Annotated in this window: 20 protein-coding genes and 1 pseudogene; 1 reads left to right on the forward strand and 20 read right to left on the reverse strand. The window is 60.9% G+C overall.

Annotated features, from left to right (window positions below; translation table 11 throughout):
* Positions 1–357 precede the first annotated feature (357 nt).
* The 4 genes from CTR2_RS10740 to pobA form a co-directional block, all read right to left on the reverse strand.
* Positions 358–1350 (reverse strand): Bug family tripartite tricarboxylate transporter substrate binding protein, encoded by a 993-nt coding sequence (locus tag CTR2_RS10740; RefSeq protein ID WP_087084106.1) that lies wholly within the window; start codon positions 1348–1350, stop codon positions 358–360.
* Positions 1351–1539: 189 nt separating this feature from the next.
* Positions 1540–2379: a class III extradiol dioxygenase subunit beta gene (locus CTR2_RS10745; RefSeq protein ID WP_087084105.1), complete on the reverse strand. Its 840-nt coding sequence runs from the start codon at positions 2377–2379 to the stop codon at positions 1540–1542.
* Positions 2372–2788: a protocatechuate 4,5-dioxygenase subunit alpha gene (gene ligA, locus CTR2_RS10750; RefSeq protein WP_087084104.1), complete on the reverse strand. Its 417-nt coding sequence runs from the start codon at positions 2786–2788 to the stop codon at positions 2372–2374. The genes CTR2_RS10745 and ligA overlap by 8 nt, the downstream gene beginning before the upstream one ends.
* Positions 2785–4002, reverse strand: coding sequence for a 4-hydroxybenzoate 3-monooxygenase (gene pobA / locus CTR2_RS10755; protein WP_087084103.1), 1218 nt, complete (start codon positions 4000–4002; stop codon positions 2785–2787). The genes ligA and pobA overlap by 4 nt, the downstream gene beginning before the upstream one ends.
* Positions 4003–4128: 126 nt before the next feature.
* On the opposite strand from pobA, the gene CTR2_RS10760 reads away from it, so the two are divergent.
* On the forward strand, positions 4129–5058 hold the full coding sequence (locus tag CTR2_RS10760; RefSeq protein ID WP_003064842.1) for a LysR substrate-binding domain-containing protein: 930 nt from the start codon (positions 4129–4131) through the stop codon (positions 5056–5058).
* 118 nt (positions 5059–5176) lie between these two features.
* Here CTR2_RS10760 and CTR2_RS10765 read toward each other — a convergent pair.
* The 16 genes and pseudogenes from CTR2_RS10765 to CTR2_RS10840 all read right to left on the reverse strand — a co-directional run.
* Positions 5177–5590, reverse strand: a pseudogene (locus CTR2_RS10765) (transposase); the annotation flags it as partial.
* Between the two features lie 289 nt (positions 5591–5879).
* Entirely contained in the window at positions 5880–7151 is a 1272-nt protein-coding gene (gene ccmI, locus CTR2_RS10770; RefSeq protein WP_087084102.1) for a c-type cytochrome biogenesis protein CcmI, read from the reverse strand.
* Positions 7148–7621: a cytochrome c-type biogenesis protein gene (locus CTR2_RS10775; protein WP_087084101.1), complete on the reverse strand. Its 474-nt coding sequence runs from the start codon at positions 7619–7621 to the stop codon at positions 7148–7150. The genes ccmI and CTR2_RS10775 overlap by 4 nt, the downstream gene beginning before the upstream one ends.
* The gene (locus tag CTR2_RS10780; RefSeq protein WP_087084100.1) at positions 7618–8136 is read right to left on the reverse strand and encodes a DsbE family thiol:disulfide interchange protein; all 519 of its coding nucleotides are present in this window, start codon (positions 8134–8136) and stop codon (positions 7618–7620) included. The genes CTR2_RS10775 and CTR2_RS10780 overlap by 4 nt, the downstream gene beginning before the upstream one ends.
* Positions 8136–10142 carry a heme lyase CcmF/NrfE family subunit gene (locus CTR2_RS10785; protein ID WP_087084099.1) on the reverse strand — a complete coding sequence of 669 codons (2007 nt, stop codon included), beginning with the start codon at positions 10140–10142 and terminating at the stop codon, positions 8136–8138. The genes CTR2_RS10780 and CTR2_RS10785 overlap by 1 nt, the downstream gene beginning before the upstream one ends.
* The gene (gene ccmE / locus CTR2_RS10790; protein WP_087084098.1) at positions 10139–10651 is read right to left on the reverse strand and encodes a cytochrome c maturation protein CcmE; all 513 of its coding nucleotides are present in this window, start codon (positions 10649–10651) and stop codon (positions 10139–10141) included. The genes CTR2_RS10785 and ccmE overlap by 4 nt, the downstream gene beginning before the upstream one ends.
* A complete protein-coding gene (gene ccmD / locus CTR2_RS10795) occupies positions 10648–10791 on the reverse strand; it encodes a heme exporter protein CcmD (protein WP_087084097.1) in 144 nt (47 codons plus the stop codon). The genes ccmE and ccmD overlap by 4 nt, the downstream gene beginning before the upstream one ends.
* The gene (ccmC, locus tag CTR2_RS10800; RefSeq protein ID WP_217896242.1) at positions 10791–11552 is read right to left on the reverse strand and encodes a heme ABC transporter permease CcmC; all 762 of its coding nucleotides are present in this window, start codon (positions 11550–11552) and stop codon (positions 10791–10793) included. The genes ccmD and ccmC overlap by 1 nt, the downstream gene beginning before the upstream one ends.
* Position 11553: 1 nt before the next feature.
* The gene (ccmB, locus tag CTR2_RS10805; protein WP_176391669.1) at positions 11554–12210 is read right to left on the reverse strand and encodes a heme exporter protein CcmB; all 657 of its coding nucleotides are present in this window, start codon (positions 12208–12210) and stop codon (positions 11554–11556) included.
* Positions 12204–12893: a heme ABC exporter ATP-binding protein CcmA gene (gene ccmA / locus CTR2_RS10810; RefSeq protein WP_087084095.1), complete on the reverse strand. Its 690-nt coding sequence runs from the start codon at positions 12891–12893 to the stop codon at positions 12204–12206. Before ccmA ends, ccmB begins: the two co-directional genes overlap by 7 nt.
* A gap of 4 nt (positions 12894–12897) precedes the next feature.
* Positions 12898–13545, reverse strand: coding sequence for a cytochrome c3 family protein (locus CTR2_RS10815; RefSeq protein WP_003070157.1), 648 nt, complete (start codon positions 13543–13545; stop codon positions 12898–12900).
* 24 nt (positions 13546–13569) lie between these two features.
* Positions 13570–14076, reverse strand: a complete 507-nt coding sequence (locus tag CTR2_RS10820) for a nitrate reductase cytochrome c-type subunit (protein WP_087084094.1) — start codon at positions 14074–14076, stop codon at positions 13570–13572.
* A gap of 17 nt (positions 14077–14093) precedes the next feature.
* Entirely contained in the window at positions 14094–16583 is a 2490-nt protein-coding gene (gene napA / locus CTR2_RS10825; RefSeq protein ID WP_087084093.1) for a periplasmic nitrate reductase subunit alpha, read from the reverse strand.
* Positions 16576–16878 carry a chaperone NapD gene (locus tag CTR2_RS10830; RefSeq protein WP_229228610.1) on the reverse strand — a complete coding sequence of 101 codons (303 nt, stop codon included), beginning with the start codon at positions 16876–16878 and terminating at the stop codon, positions 16576–16578. Before CTR2_RS10830 ends, napA begins: the two co-directional genes overlap by 8 nt.
* Entirely contained in the window at positions 16871–17032 is a 162-nt protein-coding gene (gene napE, locus CTR2_RS10835) for a periplasmic nitrate reductase, NapE protein (protein ID WP_003070148.1), read from the reverse strand. The genes CTR2_RS10830 and napE overlap by 8 nt, the downstream gene beginning before the upstream one ends.
* Before the next feature lie 750 nt (positions 17033–17782).
* Positions 17783–18247, reverse strand: coding sequence for a nuclear transport factor 2 family protein (locus CTR2_RS10840; protein WP_087084092.1), 465 nt, complete (start codon positions 18245–18247; stop codon positions 17783–17785).
* Positions 18248–18251: the final 4 nt, after the last annotated feature.

Raw genomic sequence — 18251 nt, forward strand, 5'->3', positions numbered from 1 at the left:
GATTTGGATAGCTGAATCGTTTATTACAACGGCCAGCACACACATCGGAGCCTAGTCTGTCAAAACGTCCAGCAGCGAACGTTTCCAAGGTGGTTTCACTGCTCAAAAATGCTTTGCGTACTATGTCCGTCTCTGCCGTCAAGCCATCATAGAGATCAGCGCGCTGGAGCAATGAGTGAGCATTTTCGTCGGCTGAACGGATCTGGAGTTCCAGATCCAATCGCTGCAGGTTGATGTGATGCTCGCTCGCCTCTGCCCGTGCCAAGGTCGCCTGTTGGGGTGCCCGTACCGAGCAGTCCTGTGCGTAGGTTTGTGGGTCACTTTGAGATGGAAATCAACACACATCGCCTGCCAACGTTATTCTGCGCGAATACCCTGTCGCTTGACCACTTCGCCAAAGCGCTGGTGATCTTGCCGGATTTGGATGCGCAGCCGTTCTGGAGACAGTACCTGCACCTCGGCCCCTAGAGCATGGATCTGGGAGGTGACCGCGGGCGTCTGCACGATGCGATTGATTTCCTGGTTCAGGCGCTGGACGATAGACTGGGGGGTGCCTGCTGGCAGGTAGAACGCATGGCTGGTGCCTGCATCAAAGCCCTTGAGGCCTAGCTCATCCAGCGTTGGCGTTTGGGCAAACAGGCTGGAGCGCTTGAGGCTACCCACAGCAATCAGCTTGAGTTTTTTGTTCTGAATATGGCTGATGGCAATGCCTGGGTCGAAGAAGACGTCGATCTGTCCTGCGAGCACGTCCTGCAGCACATTGGCTGCCCCCCTGTAGGGCACATGAAGCAGGTTGATCTTGGCCTGCTCCTTGAGCATTTCACCGGCGATATGGGGAGCCGTTCCGTTTCCGGGCGAACCATAGCTTAGTTGACCGGGGTTGGCTCTCGCATAAGTAACCAGTTCATCGAAGCTGTTGAAGGGCGCATCTGCACGCGCAACCAAAAAAAGCTCTATGCGCGCCGCTGCGGCCACGGGGGACAAGTCCTTTTCCGTGTCGTAAGGAAGCTTGCGATAGACATGGGGATTGATGGAAATAGCACTGCCCGAGGAGGCTAGCAGTGTATAGCCGTCGGCGGCGGACTTGGCTGCGGCATCGGCGCCCAGACTGCCGCCAGCGCCCGACCGATTGTCGATCACAAAAGGCTGGCCCAGGGCCTGTGCCAGGGGCACGGTAATCGCCCGAGCGACCACATCAGGCGAACTTCCCGGCGGGAAGTTGACAATCACACGTACAGGCTTTTGCGGCCAAGTGCCGACGTTGGATGCCATGGTTGGCGAGGTCAGTGCGACCATTGCAGCAATTGCTGCGAGAATCGGGTAGCGTGTGAGTTTGAGGTGGATGGGCATGGTTTGTCTCCTTGTTGTTTGAAATTCAGTGATCTCAGCGGTGCTTGGAGTTGCATGCGTAGGTCCACGTTGCTAAGGGGGAAGCCTACTCAGTACCCAAGTGCAATAAAACTAGCTCTCCACTGAGGGACAGCGAGCAGGCTGTCCCCCTGTTTTCAAAGGGAAAGCGCTGCAGACAGCTCAAGGGAGTCATTCGTTTTCCAGCACCACCAGTCCGTAGGCAGTGTTCGAGACAGGCACATGGTAGAAGCGGTGCAAAGTGTTGACCCGGTCGTTGAGGCAGCCGCGCATAACCAGCCACATGATGGCTTCTACCCCTTCCGAGCCCGTCTCGCGCAGCATCTCGGCAACGCCGATTTCCGCGATCCACTCGGGCTTGTGTATCAAGAGGTCCAACCAGTGCTGGTCATAGGTCGCGTTGATCAGGCCGGCACGCTCCCCCTGCAACTGGTGCGATAGCCCGCCCGTGCCAATGACGGCGACCTTGAGACCGCTGGCATGGCTTTCTATGGCGGCGCGCAAGGCCTTGCCCAGCGCATGGCAGCGCGCAGCTGTGGGCAGCGGGTGCTGTATCACGTTCACGCACAGTGGAATCACCTTGCAGGGCCATACCGAAGGCTGGTCGTAGAGAATCGACAAGGGCACGGTCAGACCGTGGTCTACGCTCATCTCGCTGACCAGGGTGAGGTCGAAGTTCTGGGTGATCAGGGAGTCGGCGATATGCCAGGCCAGCTCTGGAGCGCCCTGGACCTCGGGTACGGGCCTGGGGCCATAGCCTTCGTCATGTGGGGCGAACTTCTCACCCACGCCCAGCGCAAAGGTCGGCGTCAGCCTCAGGTCGAAGCAGGATGCATGGTCGTTGTAGACAATGATGCAGACATCGGGCCGGGTCTTCGCTATCCAATCGCGCGCGGCCAGCATGCCCGCAAACACGGGCTGCCAGTAGGGCTCGTGGCATTTGTCATGGTCAATGGCCGCGCCAATGGCTGGCACATGCGATGTGCCAACGCCTCCAATGATCTCAGCCATGGTAAGCCTCCTTGCGGCTGCGCCAGCCTTCTATGGGCCGGCCGCCGCTGAGCATCATCTGGCGGAATTCGTCCACGCTCATGCCCGTGCCGGACATGGCTGCTCCCGCGTGCTGCATGCTCCAGCCATCGAAGATGGCCAGCTTGAATAGGTAGTAAATGTTGCCGCCCAGGCTCAGCATGGCCAGCCAGTCGCGTGAGCTCACGGCGGCCAGCTGTTCATCGGACAGGGCATGGCCTGCAAGATATTGCTCGGGATCCTGGCGAAAACGCTCGCGGTTGTGTTTGTCGTCCAGGGACTTGCAAAACAGGTTAAGCCTCAGACCCAGGCGGTGCTGGGTACCGTCGAAAACATAGGTGCCGGGGATGTCGGCCAGGGCGGCTTTTGTCTCCATAAGTTGCTCCTTCATGAGCTTTCTCCTTTCGCTTTAGTTGCAGCTACGCCTGCGACTTCCTCGAACGGCAGGCCTGCGTATTGCTCGGCCAAGGCCAACTGGGCCGAGGGGTTGGCGCGCAGGTATTCGAGCTCGTACTCCTGGGCGCGCTGGTCGAAGGCCGAGCTGTCCGGAAAGCGGTGCAGCAGATTGGTCAGATACCAGGAGGTGCGCACCGAGGTCCAGACGCGGCGCAGCGCCATGTCGCTGTAGCCGTCTATGAGTTCGGCCGAGCCCGTGGCATAGAAACTGGCCAGGGCCCTGGACAGGTAAAACACATCGGAGACGGCGAGGTTCAGCCCCTTGGCGCCCGTGGGCGGCACGATGTGGGCCGCATCGCCGGCCAGGAACAGGCGGCCATGGCGCATGGGTTCAGCCACGTAGCTGCGCAGGGGGGCAATCGATTTTTCGATGGACGGGCCGGTGACGATGCGCTCAGCCATCTCCTTGGGATAGCGGGCCTTTAGTTCTTCCCAAAAGCGCTCGTCCGACCAGTCATCCAGGCGTGTGTCCAGGGGCACTTGTATGTAGTAGCGGCTCAGCATGGGGTTGCGCATGGAGGCCAGCGCAAAGCCACGCGGGTGATTTGCGTAGACGATGTCGTCCAGCGGCGGCGTCTCAGACAGGATGCCCAGCCATCCAAACGGATAGACCTTCTCGAACTCGCGCAGCACATCGGCGGGAATGGTCTTGCGCGAGACGCCGTGAAAGCCGTCACAGCCCGCGATGAACTCGCAGTCCAGACGTTGTGCGCGGCCTTTATGCTCGAAGGTGACGAAAGGCGCCTGGTCGTCCACATCGTGCAAGCTTACGTTCATGGCCTCATGCAGTATGCGCGCCGAGCGCGCATCGCTGGCCGCATGCAAGTCCTCCTGAATCTGGGTCTGGCCGTAGGCCATGAAGCGCTTGCCCAGGTGCTTGTGCACATCGATGAAGAAGCTCTCCTGGCCGGCCCAGGCGATCTTCATGCCGTCGTGCAAATGGCCTTCCTTGTCCATGCGCTCGCCCAGACCGCAACTGCGCAGCAGATCGACCGTTCCCTGCTCGAGCACGCCTGCGCGTATGCGTGCCTCAACCTGGGCGCGACTGCGGTGCTCCAGCACCACGCTGTCCACGCCGGCCTGGTACAGCAAATGGGATAAAAGTAATCCGGCGGGCCCGCCTCCAATGATTGCAACCTGTGTTTTCACTTTGAAACTTCTAAATTAAATGAGATGGCGAAAAGTGTGTTTGCGTAGTCGATGGTAGGGACAAGCGCTGCGCTGGATAAGCTAGGAGAGGCTTATAGTGATCAGGTTTTCTTATCGGTAAAGGCCATGACGCTGCAACAGTTGAGAGTTTTTCTGGCCGTGGTGGAGTGCGGCGGCTTCAGGGCGGCTTCGCGCCAGTTGGATATTTCACAGGCCGGGATCACGACCAGCCTCAAGGCGCTGGAAGCCACGCTGGGCGTGCAACTGCTGCGCCGCTCGGTGCAGGGCGTTGCGCTGACGGCCGAGGGCGAGAGGCTGCTGCCGCGCGCCAAGCTCATTACGCGCGAGGCCTACAAGGCCGAGGAGGATGCGCGCCAGGCCCTCACTTCCGAGGGCGGCAGCCTGGCCATTGGCCTGGGGCCCACGCCTACGGCGGTTTTGCTGCACCTGGTGGTTCCCGAGTTCCACCGACGCTTTCCCTCAGTGCAGCTGCGCTTGTTCAGCGGCTTTTATGAGCAGTTGCTGCCCGAACTACAGCAGTCGCGCATCCAACTGGCGGTCACCGCCGTGCCCGATGCGGGAGTGGCCGCGGGCTTTGAAGTGCGCAAGCTGTTTCGCAGCGCCCTGGTGGTGATAGCCAGGCGCGGTCACCCCCTAGCCGGGGCGTGCCGTCTCAAAGCCTTGCAAGGCCAGGAATGGGTGCTGCTGGGCCCGCCCGGCGGCCCCGGGGGCACAGTGCTGCGCTTTCATGCCGAGCAAGGCCTGCCCATGCCGCGGGTGGCCGCCACCTGCGAGTCTTTCTCCCACCTCACGCCCCTGCTCCGAGGGACGGACTGGCTGGCCATGGTGCCCGTGGTCATGATGGACAACAATTTGCTGGGCAACGATGTCGTGGCCCTGCCCATAGAGGAGTCGTCGCCGACCTTCGACAACTGCCTGATCTACCGCAGCGACAGCCCGCTAAGCGCCAGCGCGGATACTTTCGCCGGCATGTGCCAGTCATTTTCCCGGGTGTTGGCACGCGGGGCCAGCGATGCGGTGATAGGGATAACCTAGCTACATGTATGGGCCTCGGCCATTTGGCCGCATGGGCTGCGGCTAGGTTGTCCCAATTGCCGCACGTTGCTGCATCGGGGGCAAGGACGGTAATTCCCCCATTGCCCTGAGAAATAAGCTATGTGGCCATGGCGAGCCGCTGTTTTGGGGTAGTGCCGGCAAAGGCCATGTTCGGGCGTTCGTGGTTACAGTGCCACATCCATTACGTGGCGAACTCCAGAACATCTTCGAGATCGCTCCAATACTAATGTGACAGCAGCTCAAAGCGGACCGTTCTGTTGAAGCGTTACACATAGGCATTCTGCTGGGGCTTGCCTGGCTGAATGTGCTCAATGCGAATTTCTTGGAAACCGGCCTAGTGCAGCAGCGTGGTGCGGATGTATTCCAGCCCGCTGTCACAACGGATCGCCTGTGGCTTTCCACGCCTGGCCATGATCTGCGTCAGCACTCGGATCACACGATGCGTCGGCAGCGAGAAGTCCACATCAATGCCCGGAGCCTCGCGATTGAAGTCATCGATCATGTTGAGTATCCAAGTAGTCAGGCCGTACAACAAGGACCGCAGTCACTCTGATAACTGTGGGCTTTGTTTTTTCGAAGGGAATGGCGTGTCTGGTGCGTAGAGCTGATGCAGGGCTGCCGTGATCGAAGGACGGGAATCGCTGGCGGATTCAACCGGTCAATGCGACACATGCGCTGAATATCTCCGCAAGAGTACGGAAGCCAAGCGTGCCATCAGCCTGATGTGCAGATTGCTGCGAGGTTCTATGCGTGACTGCACGATCCGGACTGCCTAACTGGCCACAGTCCAGACACACTTGTTAGAAGGCCGGGTTCAATTCCAGCAGCAAGTTCGAGGAGCCGGGAGTCACCGAGAACGACTGACTGTAGATATCTCCAGCTCGTGGCATGGCTTGGCCGTCCAGCGACAGCCGCGCCTGCAAACGTAGCTCCGGGAATGACGACAGCGAAACTGAAGGATCGAGCAGGTTCTCCGGTCCCACCGTGAAATGTGCCGGCAGGGAGGTCGCAGGCAGGCGCAGCACTGCCACAGGGCGGGGGTGACCGTCGGCGCGAGCCACGACAAAGACCTGAGCCTTTGCCAATCGGGCTGGTTCAGATGGATTGGCCTTGGAGGCTGCCCAGCGCAATTCTCCGCTCAGGCGGCTCTTGGATGCAGCCGCAGTCTTGGCAGTGATGCTTGAACTGTCTTCAGACGCCAAAGCCTCCAGCTTGAGCAGATCATCTTGCACTCGCAGTGCCATGTCCGATCCTGGCTCCAATTGGCGCAGCAGGGCCTGCCAGTTCTTTTGTGCCTCATCCAGCTTGCCGTGGCGCACGGCTGCACTCCCTGCAAGGGCCAGTGCCTTGGGTTGATCAGGCTGCAACATCAGTGCCTGCTTTATGGCCTTGCCGGCCTCGCCATCCAGATCACCGCCCTGTGCCGATGCCAGCGCGTCGGCAAGATCGGCCCATAACCTTGCCTGAACTTCCTCATCCGCCGCGCTACGCCGCGCTTCCTGCAAAGCCCGCCGGTACGCTTGGGCCGCAGCGTCAAAGAGCTCCAGAGTTTCATAGGAGCGGGCCAGCATCACCCAGCCAGGCAGGTTCTGGGGTTGCTCCTCAAGACGCCGGGCCAGTCCGTCCACCATGGTCTGCACCTGTGTATCGTCCGCGCCGTCTCCGTGCGCGCCGGGCTGCTCCTGCGCCAGCTGCGCTGCAGCCTTGGGGTCGCCCACCTGCAGGTACAAAGCGAACGCGGCGAGAGGGAGCAGCACCGCCAACAACAGCGCGCTGCCACGGCGCAGCCATGGACTTTGGCTCCAGGCAACCGATGCTCGGGGTCTGTCCAGCTCGCTGAGCAGACGTCGCTGAAGTTCTTCGACCGCTTGAGCATGGTCGGTCTCGCTCAGGCGTCCGCCTGAGCGCTCCAGCGTCAGCTCGGCCAACTGGGCCTGGTAGAGGCGGCGCAGCGCTTCATCAGGATCGCTGGCGGGCAATGGGACCTCGGCCAGCAAAGGCGGCAGCAGTACCGCCAGGCTAAGCAGCATCAGGGCGATGGCGCCCAGCCACAACCAGTGCATGGCGCTCATTGGCGTTCCTCCTTCGAGGTCGTGTCCAGCCACTGGCGCGCACGATCACGCTGCTCCGGGGTCAGCGGGACATTCGGCATGAGCCTGCGGCGCAGCGTTCTGCGCAGCAGCACAAAGCCCCCCAGCGCGGCCAGGAAGGGGCCGCTCCACAGCAACCAGGTCGATGGCTTCCAGGGCGGGTTGTAGCGCACAAAGGAGCCGTAGCGCTGTTCGAAGAAGTTGATCACCTGCTCATTGCTATGGCCCTGCTCGAGTTGGTTACGGATCTCGCGGCGCATGTCCTCGGCCATGGGGGCACGCGATTCGGCCACGGTCTGGTTCTGGCAGACGACACAGCGAAGCTGAGCGGCCAGCGCCATTTCACGATCCAGCAGCTCCTGGTCCCGAGCGGTCTGTCCGGCCTGGGCCAGCATCGCCATGCAGGCCAGGAAGGCCGCCGTGCAGGCTGCGCCGATACTTCGCGGTTTCATTGCAGACTCCTGATGACCGGCAGCAGCCGGTCGCGCCATATCTCTGCGGTTACCGGGCCCACATGGCGATAGCGCACGCGGCCCTGGCCGTCAATGACAAAGGTTTCCGGCACTCCCTGGATGCCGAAGTCCATGCCTACGCGGCCATCGCCGTCGATGGCTGAAGCTCGGTAGGGGTTGCCCGCCACCCGCAGCAGCGCGCGAGCCTTGTCCGGCTGATCCTTGTAGTTCAGGCCGTAGACGGCGACCGCGTCGCGCTTCGAGAGTTCAGCCAATACGGGTAGCTCCTGTCGGCAGGGTGCGCACCATGAGGCCCAGACGTTGAGCAGCCAGGCCCGACCTCGCAGGTCCTGCAGATGCAGGACTTGCTGCGGGTCTTCGAGCAGAGGGCGGTCTATGGCCGGTGCTGGCTGTTCGAGCAGCGCCGAAGGCAAGGCCCGTGGGTCACGCTGCAGGCCAAGCCCGAGCATGATGGCTAAGCCTAAAAATATTGCCAGGGGCAGGACAAAGCGCATCAGGCAGCTCCTTGCAGGGCCGGAGCGCCGGACTGGCTGTGCGCTCGCTGCTTGGCTGTACGAAAGCGCCGGTCCATAAGGCTCAGGCCCGCGCCCAGCGCCATCATCAGTGTGCCTATCCAGACCCAGTCCATGAAAGGCTTGACCTGTAGGCGTACGGTCCAGCGCAGGCCTTGATCGTCCAGTGGATCGCCCAGGGCCACGAAAACGTCGCGTGTCCAGCCGCTGTCAATGGCGGCCTGGCTCAGCGCCATGCCCTGGGCGCGGTAAACCCGCTTCTCGGGAAACATGCTCCAGCTGTCCAGTCCCGCTCGGCTGACGGTGAATTGGGCACGTTGCGCGTCATAGTTGGGGCCGGCGGCGGGACCAAGGCTGTCGAAGCGGAAGCGGTAGCCACCCGCCTCGGCAGTCTCACCCTGCGCCAGCGTGGTTTCGTGCCGGCTCTCCAGCCCGTCGGCCAAGCTTACCGCCAGCACGAACACGCCCGCACCGGCATGGGCCATCAGCATGCCCCACCAGCCCCAGGGTTGGCGCGACAGGCGCTGACCCAGATGGCCGATTTCCAGGCCTTGCCCCAGGCGCTGCCAGACATGGGCCAGCGTGCTGAACAGGCACCACAGGCCCAGCGCCAGGCCCAGCAAGGTGGCGGGCGACAGGCGCAGGCCAGTCCAGCCGCCGGCCAGCGCCAGCACGGCAGCAGAGGCTGCACTCAGTATCAAAGCCATGCGAAGGCGCCGCCACAGCTCTGCGGCCTGGCTACTCTTCCAGCGCGCCACCGTGCCCACGCCCATCAGGGCCAGGGCCGGAAGTACCAAGGGCAAAAAGACGGCCTGGAAGTACGGCGGCCCCACGGAGATCTTCTCGCCGCTCAGCACATCGAGCGCCAGCGGGTACAGCGTGCCTATGAGCACCGCCAGCGCGGCAGCCGTGAAGAGCACGTTGTTGATCAGCAAAAAGGTTTCGCGCGAGAGCATGGCAAATTCCCCGGAGCCCCGGCCCAGCTCCGGCGCGCGCCAGGCGAACAGCCACAGCGATGTTCCCACCACAGCCACGATGAAACACAGGATGAAGAGCCCCCGCCCTGGGTCCACGGCAAAGGCATGAACCGAGGTAAGCACGCCGGAGCGCACGAGAAAGGTACCCAGCAGGCTCAGTGAAAATGCGCAGATGGCCAGCAGGGCCGACCAGCTGCGAAAGGCGCCGCGCTGGTCGGTCACGATCAGCGAATGCAGCAGGGCCGTGCCCACCAGCCAGGGCATGAAAGAGGCGTTTTCCACAGGGTCCCAGAACCACCAGCCGCCCCAGCCCAATACGTAATAGGCCCAGGCGCTGCCCAGCAGAATGCCCAGCGTGAGAAAACCCCATGCCGCCAGTGTCCAGGAACGCGACCAGCGCGCCCAGGCCGCACCCAGCTCGCCCGAGATCAGTGCCGCAAGTGCGAACGCAAAAGGCACGGCAAAGCCCACATAGCCCATGTACAGCAGCGGCGGATGTAGCACCATGCCGGGATCCTGCAGCAGGGGGTTGAGGTCCTTGCCTTCCGCAGCAGCCGGGATCAGGCGCGTAAACGGGTTGGAGAGAAACAGCAGGAACAGCAGCAGGCCCACACTGATCCAGCCCAGCACCGAGAGCACGCGCGCCACGAAGGCCGGCGGCAGGTCTCGGCTGCGCCAGGCCACCGCCAGGGTCCAGCCCGAGAGCATGAGCTGCCACAGCAGCATGGAACCTTCATGACCGCCCCAGAACGCTGCCAGCTTGTAGGCCATGGGCAGGTCGCTATGCGAATTGGCCGCCACATACAGCACCGAGAAGTCTGCGCGCCAGAAGCACCAGAACAGGCTGGCCGAAGACAGCACGCACAATGCGCATAGCAAAAAGGCTGCGGGCCGGGCCAGCCTTACCCAGCCCGCCAGTCCCCAGTGGGCACCGGCCAGCGGCAGCACCGCCAGCAGCACTGCCGTAACCAGGGCCAGTACCAGGGCGAACACGCCAAGTTCAGCGATCATGTGCGGCCTCCGCTGGAGACGGCACCGGCGCTGTCCTGGCCGGCTTCCCTGGCAGTGGCGTCGTCGGCAGACTTTTCCGACGGCTTGCCAGCGGCGTTTTTCAATGCATGGGCCGCTTCGGGCGGCATGTAGTTCTCGTCGTGCTTGGCCAGAACCTCGGAGGCCTGGAAGGCCCCGTCCGCCTGCATACGGCCCGATACCACCACACCTTTGCCCTCGCGGAACAGGTCGGGCAGCAATCCTCGATACTGCACAGGCACACTGCGCACTTCATCGGTCACGGCAAAGCGCAGCAGCATTCCATCGCCGCTGCGCTGCAGTGAGCCAGGCTCCACCAGGCCTCCCAGGCGAAAGGCCGCACCATGCGGAACCTCGCCCGCATGAACCTGGCTGGGGCTGTAGAAGAACATCACATTGGAGTTGAGCGCTCGCAGCACCAGCGTGACGGCGGCGGCCACCAGCGCAAGTCCTGCCAACACCCACAGCAGGCGACGCTGGCGCGGCTTCATGGGTTCTCCCCAGGTGCGAGTCCGGACGCGGCTTCAGCCTTCAGGCGACGGCTGCGCACAAAGATGCTGACCAGCTCGATACCCAGCGCCATCGCGCTCACACCGTAGGCCAGAGCAATGAAAAAAGCATGATCCTGCATTACAGACTCTCCTCGCGGGCTCGCTCCAGAATCAGGCAACGTGCCCGTACCAGAGCGACGGCCAGCGTATAGGCCCAGCAGGCCAGCGCCATCAGCAGCATGCCGGCCAGCATGGTGTGTGTCATGCTGGGAGCTGTATCCATGCGGATACTCGCACCCTGATGCAGGGTGCTCCACCACTGAACCGAGAAATAGATGATGGGAATATTGACCACGCCAGCAAGTAGCACGATGGCGCCAGCGCCATCGGCCCGACGCGAATCCTCTATGGCCGAGACCATGGCCATATAACCCAGATACAGGAACAGCAGGATCAGCTCCGACGTCAGACGGGCATCCCATACCCACCAGGCTCCCCAGGTCGGCTTGCCCCAGGCAGCCCCGGTCCATAAGGCGATGGCTGTGAACAAAGCTCCCGTGGGTGCCAGGGCCCTTGCCAGTAGGGGGGAAAGACGGGTGCCGTAAATCAACCCCAGGGCAGCATGGAGCGCTGCCACCAGATAGATGAACATGGACATCCAGGCGGCCGGCACATGCAAAAAGATAATGCGGTAGACCTCGCCCTGTTGGTGATCCGTAGGTGCCAGTCCAAATCCGACCCATAGACCCGCAGCAGCCAGCACGGCAGCCAGCACGGCCATCCAGGGCCAGACTCGACCCGCCCAGTGGTAAAAAATCGGGGGCGAAGTCAGTTGGCGCCATTTGCGGCCGCTGGACCCTGCTGCAGGCGTCGGTGATGCATTGGAAGTAAGAGAATTCATATCACTCCAGCGCAAGGCGCAAGGCCGCTGCTATAGCCCAGGGGCCGGCCAGTAACGCCAGACACAGGCAGGCCCCCAGCAGATTGAGAGCAGGCGCTGCACTCAGCCCTTGCTGCGCCTGGGCCACGGCATGGCTGCCAAAAATCAGGATGGGCACGCTCAGCGGCAGCACCACCAGAGCCAGCAGCAACTGCCCCCGCACACCCAGTGTCAGTGCTGCGCCCAGTGCCGCCAGCAGGCACAGGCTGGGCGTTCCCAGGGCCAGCGATGCCAGCAGAATGCCGACCACCGCCCCATCCAGGCCGTACTGCCAGCCCAGCAAGGGGGCCACCAGCAACAATGGCAACACACCCAGCAACCAGTGCGTGGCCACCTTGAGGCCCACCAGCAGCGAAAGGGACGCAGGCGCCAGCAACCACTGCTCCAGCGAGCCGTCGGCCATGTCGCTCTCGAACAGCCGGTGCTGCCCCAGCAACACGGCCAGCAAGGCCGCGACCCACACAATGCCCGGCGCAATCTGCTTCAGCAGGGGCGCGTCCGGTCCCAAAGCCAAGGGGAAAAGACTGCCCACCAGCACGAAGAAGAACAGCCCGCCCAAGGCATCGGAAGGCCTTCGAGCGGCCAATTTCAACTCTCTTGCGCACACAGCTCTCAGCAAACAGCCACCTGCTCATTCATTGTCGTCGTGACCACGGAGCGGGATAAGTCCAGCGCCGACACCCAGGGCGTCGGCAGCACCAGGTTGCGGTGCGAAGCCACCACGGCCATTCCTCCTGAGGCCAGATGCTGCTCCAGTGCCTCGACCAGATATTGTTCGCCCTGGACATCCAGACAGTTGTCGGGTTCGTCCAGCAACCAAAGCGGACGCTCGCCCAGCAAAACACGGGCCAGCCCCAATCGCCGGCGCTGACCCTGGGACAGTCGGCCAAAAGGCCGTGCGACGACTTCCGTCATCGACAAGGCCTGCAAAACGGCTTGCACGCGTGCTTCATTCCAGCTCACTGCCATCAAATCCAGTGCAAAGCGCAGATTCTCCATCGCTGTCAAGGTGTCGCTCATTCCTGCCTGATGCCCCATATAGGCCAGTTGCCGCTGGTAGGCTGGATCCTGAGGGGACAGCGTAGCGCCGCACCACTGGAGGCTTCCAGTGCGCCATGGCAGAAGGCCGGCCAGACAACGCAGCAGGCTGCTCTTGCCCGCGCCGTTATGACCTCTGAGCATCAGGAGCTGACCGCCACCGAGTTCCAAGCCCAGATCGCGCAGCACCACCCGGCCGCCGCGTACACAACCCAGGCCGGATATGCAAAGAAATCTGGAAGCAGCCGTGCCCAAGCCATTCATCCCGCTACTGCACCGACGCAACCGAAGCCTCAGCTGGCCCTGGCACTTTCTGACCTGGCGTGTCGCTGGGACCCTGTCCGGGGGGAATGTGAGGCAGCTTGTGGGCAATGCCCTTGTGGCAATCGATACAGGTTTTTTCCTTGCTGGCCAAATAGGTGCTGTGCATGTTCTGTGCACGCAAACTCTGCCGCGTCATATCCATGGAGTCGTAGTTATGGCAGTTGCGGCACTCCAGCGAATCGTTGGCCTTGAAGCGAGCCCACTCGTGCTGCGCCAACTCCAGCCGCTTGGCTTCGAATTTTTCAGGCGTGTCGATCGTTCCGAAGATCTTGCCCCACACTTCTTTGGAGGCCTGCATCTTGCGAGCGATCTTGTCGGTCCAGTCGTGGGGCACATGACAGTTGGAGCATACCGCACGTACGCCCGAGCGGTTGGTGTAGTGGATCGTGCTCTTGAGCTCTGCAAACACGTTGTCCCGCATCTCATGACAACCCGTGCAGAATTTCTCCGTGTTGGTCAGCTCCATGGCGGTATTGAACGCGCCCCAGAAGAGGATGCCGCCGATGAAGCCGCCGATGGTCAGAAAGCCCAGGCTGAAATGTACGCTGGGGCGGCGGATCACCGCCCAGTAGCGCTTGAGAAGTGTCAACATAGATGAGCCTCGTGCGCCGCAGCGTCAGTTTTTCTTGGATGCCTTGCCCGACTGGGACTGCAGGGCCTTCAGAATCACGGTATCCACGTCTTCGAAGGTGTTGCTGACCAGAGGGCGGACGGCATCCTGGGCCACATGGCATTGCTGGCAGAAGTAGCGTCGCGTGGATACCTGCCCCAACATGCGCCCGTCGCGATCCATATAGTGCGTGACCGATACCGGCACGGCCTGCGAGATCTCGGCCTTGGTTCGCGAGTGGCAGTCCATGCATTTGTTGAAGTTCTTGTCCACCTGATAGCCGTCCACGCGATGGGGGATCGTGGGCGGTTGCCAGGTGTAGTTGCGCGTGCGGCGCACATCATCATTGACGGCATTGCCAAGCACTGGCGGCTTGGTTGCCTGCATGATGGGCGTGGGGCCACGCGCCGAGTCATAGAAGGTCTCCGCGATGGCGGCTGGCGTCCAGGCCATACCTATATTGAGCATGAGCAGCATGCCCACAAGACGGACGAGTTTGCGCAAGAAGTTCATGGTCAACCTCTCTTTCGTCAAACCTTGGTGATCTTCACAGCGCACTTCTTGAAGTCCGTCTGCAACGAAATCGGGTCGGTAGCATCCAGCGTCACCTTGTTGATCAGCTGGCTGGCGTCGAACCAGGGGACATAGACCAATCCGCGCGGCGGCTTGTTGCGGCCGCGGGTCTCGACGCGCGTGCGCATGGCGCCGCGCCGAGAGGACAGCTCGACTTCGCTGCCGCGGCGCACGCCCAGTGCTTTGGCATCGTCAGGATGCATGTAGCACAGTGCGTTAGGCACGGCACGATGCAGCTCGGGTACGCGCCGGGTCATGGATCCTGAATGCCAGTGCTCAAGCACCCGGCCCGTGGAAAGCCAGAACGGGTAATCCTTGTCCGGAGCCTCCGCCGGTGGCTCGTATGGCAAGGCGAAGATGTTGGCCTTGCCGTCGATATTGCCGTAGAACTGGTAGCCCGTACCAGCTTTCACATAGGGGTCCGAGCCTTCGCGGTAGCGCCAGAGCGTTTCCTTGCCGTTGACCACGGGCCAGCGCATGCCGCGCACCTTGTGGTATTGGTCGAACGGTGCCAGATCGTGGCCATGGCCACGGCCGAACGAGGCGTACTCCTCGAACAGACCTTTTTGCGGATAGAAGCCAAAGGCCTTGGCTTCCTCGTTTTCATAGGCAGGGTCCATGTCGGCCAAGGGGAACTTGTCCACGTTGCCGTTGCGGTACAGCACCTCGAACAGGGTCTTGCCGCGCAGCTGGGGCTTCTTGGCCAGCAGTTCCTCGGGCCAGACTTCCTCGACCTTGAAACGCTTGGAGAACTCCATCAATTGCCACAGGTCGGAGCGCGCCTCACCAGGAGCCTTGACCAGCTGGTGCCAAAAGTGGGTGCGGCGCTCTGCATTACCGTAGGCACCTTCCTTCTCGACCCACATGGCCGACGGCAAGATCAGATCGGCGGCTACGGCTGTGACTGTGGGGTAGACATCGGAGACCACCACGAAATTGTCAGGATTGCGGTAGCCTGGGTAGCCTTCCTGCGCGAGGTTGGCGCCGGCCTGTATGTTGTTGTTGACCATCACCCAGTAGGCATTGAGCCTGCCGTCCTTGAGCGCACGGTTTTGTTCCACGGCATGGTAGCCGGGCTTGGGTGGAATCGTGCCTTCGGGCAGCTTCCAGATGGTTTCAGCAGTCTTGCGATGCTCTGGGTTCGTCACCACCATGTCCGCTGGCAGGCGGTGCGAGAAGGTGCCCACCTCACGCGCCGTTCCGCAGGCAGAAGGCTGTCCCGTCAGTGAGAACGGGCTGTTGCCGGGTGTGGCGATCTTGCCCAGCAGCAAGTGGATGTTGTAGACCATGTTGTTGGCCCAGACACCCCGTGTGTGCTGGTTGAAACCCATGGTCCAGAACGACACCACCTTGCTATTGGGGTCTGCATAGAGCTCGGCAAGAGCCTTGAGACGGTTGGCCGGTACACCCGTGAGCTTGGTTGTGTACTCAAGCGTATAGGTGGATACGAACTTGGCGTATTCCTCGTAGTTTATGGACTTGGCACCGTTGGGATCCTTGGCGTTCTTGGCAGCCTTCTGCAGGGGGTGCTCGGGACGCAGCCCGTAGCCGATATCGGTGTTGCCGAGCTTGAAATTGCAGTGCTTGGAGACAAAATCCTTGTTGACCCTGCCTGTGGTGATGATGTGATTGGCGATGTAGTTGAGTATGGCCAGGTCGGTCTGAGGCTTGAAGGTCAGAGACATGTCCGCCAACTCATACGAGCGGTGCTCGAAGGTGGACAGCACGGCCACCTTCACGCCTGGTGTGGACAGGCGCCTGTCGGTCACGCGCGTCCATAGCACCGGATGCATTTCAGCCATGTTCGAGCCCCATAGCACAAAGGCAGTCGCGGCCTCGATGTCGTCATAGCAGCCCATGGGCTCGTCCATGCCAAAGGTGCGCATGAAGCCGGCAACTGCCGAGGCCATGCAGTGCCGTGCATTGGGATCAATGTTGTTGGTGCGAAAGCCCGCCTTGAACAGCTTGGAGGCGGCATAGCCCTCCCATACCGTCCACTGGCCGGAGCCGAACATGCCCACCGCGTCGGCCCCCTTGGCCTTGAGCGTCTTTTTGAACTGCTCTGCCATGACGTCGAATGCCGTATCCCAGGAAACCTGCTGGAACTCGCCATCCTTGGCATAGCGACCATTCTTCATGCGCAGCAACGGCTTTGTCAGACGATCACCGCCATACATGATCTTGGACAGGAAGTAACCCTTGACGCAGTTCAGTCCCCGGTTGACCTCGGCCTCAGGGTCACCCTGAGTGGCCACTACGCGGTTGTCCTTGACGGCCACCATGACGCCGCAACCTGTACCGCAAAAGCGGCATGGCGCCTTGGACCACTTCAGGTCGGCAGCCATTGCTCCTGCATCCTGGGACAGAACTTCTATGGGGATGCCTGCAACAGCCCCTGCGGCTGCGGCTGCAGATTGACGGACAAAATCACGCCTAGTGCTAGTCATGTGTTACCTCTTGGTTTAGCGACTGCCAGTTCTCAACATGCTGATAAACCAGGGATGCGTTGATTACGCCATCAAGCAGCTCAATCTGAGACACGCAATCAAGTATTTCTCTTGCATGGGGCGCTTCCAAGGTCACCACCAACTTGCCGGCGGGATGACTTCCATGTATTTGAGCGCCTTTGATCGTGACGATGCCGGCAGCTACTTGCGCCAGTGCATGGGGAAGCACATGCACAACCAGACTGGTGATATGCAAGTCGGTATGAGTTTCAATGGGCTCAGATTCTTCATGCATGTGGGGGGCCACCGATGATCATCTGATAAAACCAGATCGCAAAGCCGTAAGACGCAATCAGTACAACGGCCAATATAGGTGCCATAACAACTGCGAGAAATGCGAAGCTGCGCAACTCCTCGGTACGAGTCGATTCAGGCTGAGGTTCTGTCATTAGCAATCCCCCTTGGCTTGGATGCCTGGGCATCCATGATTTGGCGATAGAGATCCGATAACGAACTTTGCCACGAGATTACCTACAAAATTGACTTGCAACAAGGTTCTTCTTGATTCGTTGCTTTGCATCAATTCCTTCATCAAGATTTCATTGAGTGAATTGACATTCAAGTAAATGCCTCGGGCGTTGACTAAATAGCCGGTGGAATCAGGCGGGGCTTGGATCAGCCCTCTGCAAACTGAATTCGCACCTCAATCTCGCACTGATCCGTTGAAGTTGAGGCGTGAAATCCGGCCTGAAACCGATAGCCGCCGCCTGCTGCTTGCTTGAAAACCGTCACTGGATCACCTGACCCGCGTCGAGAGGTAATCGGGGTATCGTGCGGCCGTAGTCAATGATGGCAATCAGCGGGAGAAAGCCAGTCCTGCACAAGAGATTGCTGCAGATCGTGGATTTGGTGGTTCAAGAGAGCGCAGGATCTCGCGGCATTCAAGACGCGCTCCTCTCGGCCAGACAGGAAGCGATAACGAGGCTCATGCGAGCTCAACCTGGATTTGTGCAAACTCAAAGCATCACCGTGCCGAACACGGTGCGCATCGAACCAAAAAGCGCTCCACAAAAGCGCTTTATAGGAGCAAAAGGATTCAGGTGCAGAGCTCTGCACCTGCTCGTCCGTCAGCCTGCATTGGACTGTCCCTAGGCATGTCTACCTTCTAAGGGAAAGTCCAATAGCAGTCTTTATGTTGCTTATAAGTTGCTCGTAATAGGTCGCGATGTGATGCGACAACCACTGCTCAGAGGCTCAATCATCTCCAGCAGCCGCTTGTAGCCCGTGCGCTGCACCCGCCACCGACCGGCGACCCTGGTATAGCAGTCCTCGTATAGCGCACTGCCGGTGAGTATGGTCTGCTCATCCAGATTGATGAACAGATCATTGAGGTACCAGATGCCGGTGGCCGTGTCACCGTTGACCTTGATTTCCGGTGTATGCCCGTTGTGCATACCAAAGCGCCGATGGGTGAAGGCATTGCGGTAGAAGTTCATGGCTTCATCGATGCCATTGATCTCATACTGGTAAGTCGGGCTGTCGAAGCGGATATGGACAGCATCGGCCAGAACGGTTTTCAGAAGCTCCAGGTTGCAGGTGTCGATGCCGCGAAAGTAGCGCGCCTTGAGCTGTTTGATTTCCTCAATATCCAGAAGAGTTTGCATGCTG

This window comes from Comamonas thiooxydans (genome assembly GCF_002157685.2).
Lineage (GTDB): Bacteria > Pseudomonadota > Gammaproteobacteria > Burkholderiales > Burkholderiaceae_C > Comamonas > Comamonas testosteroni_H.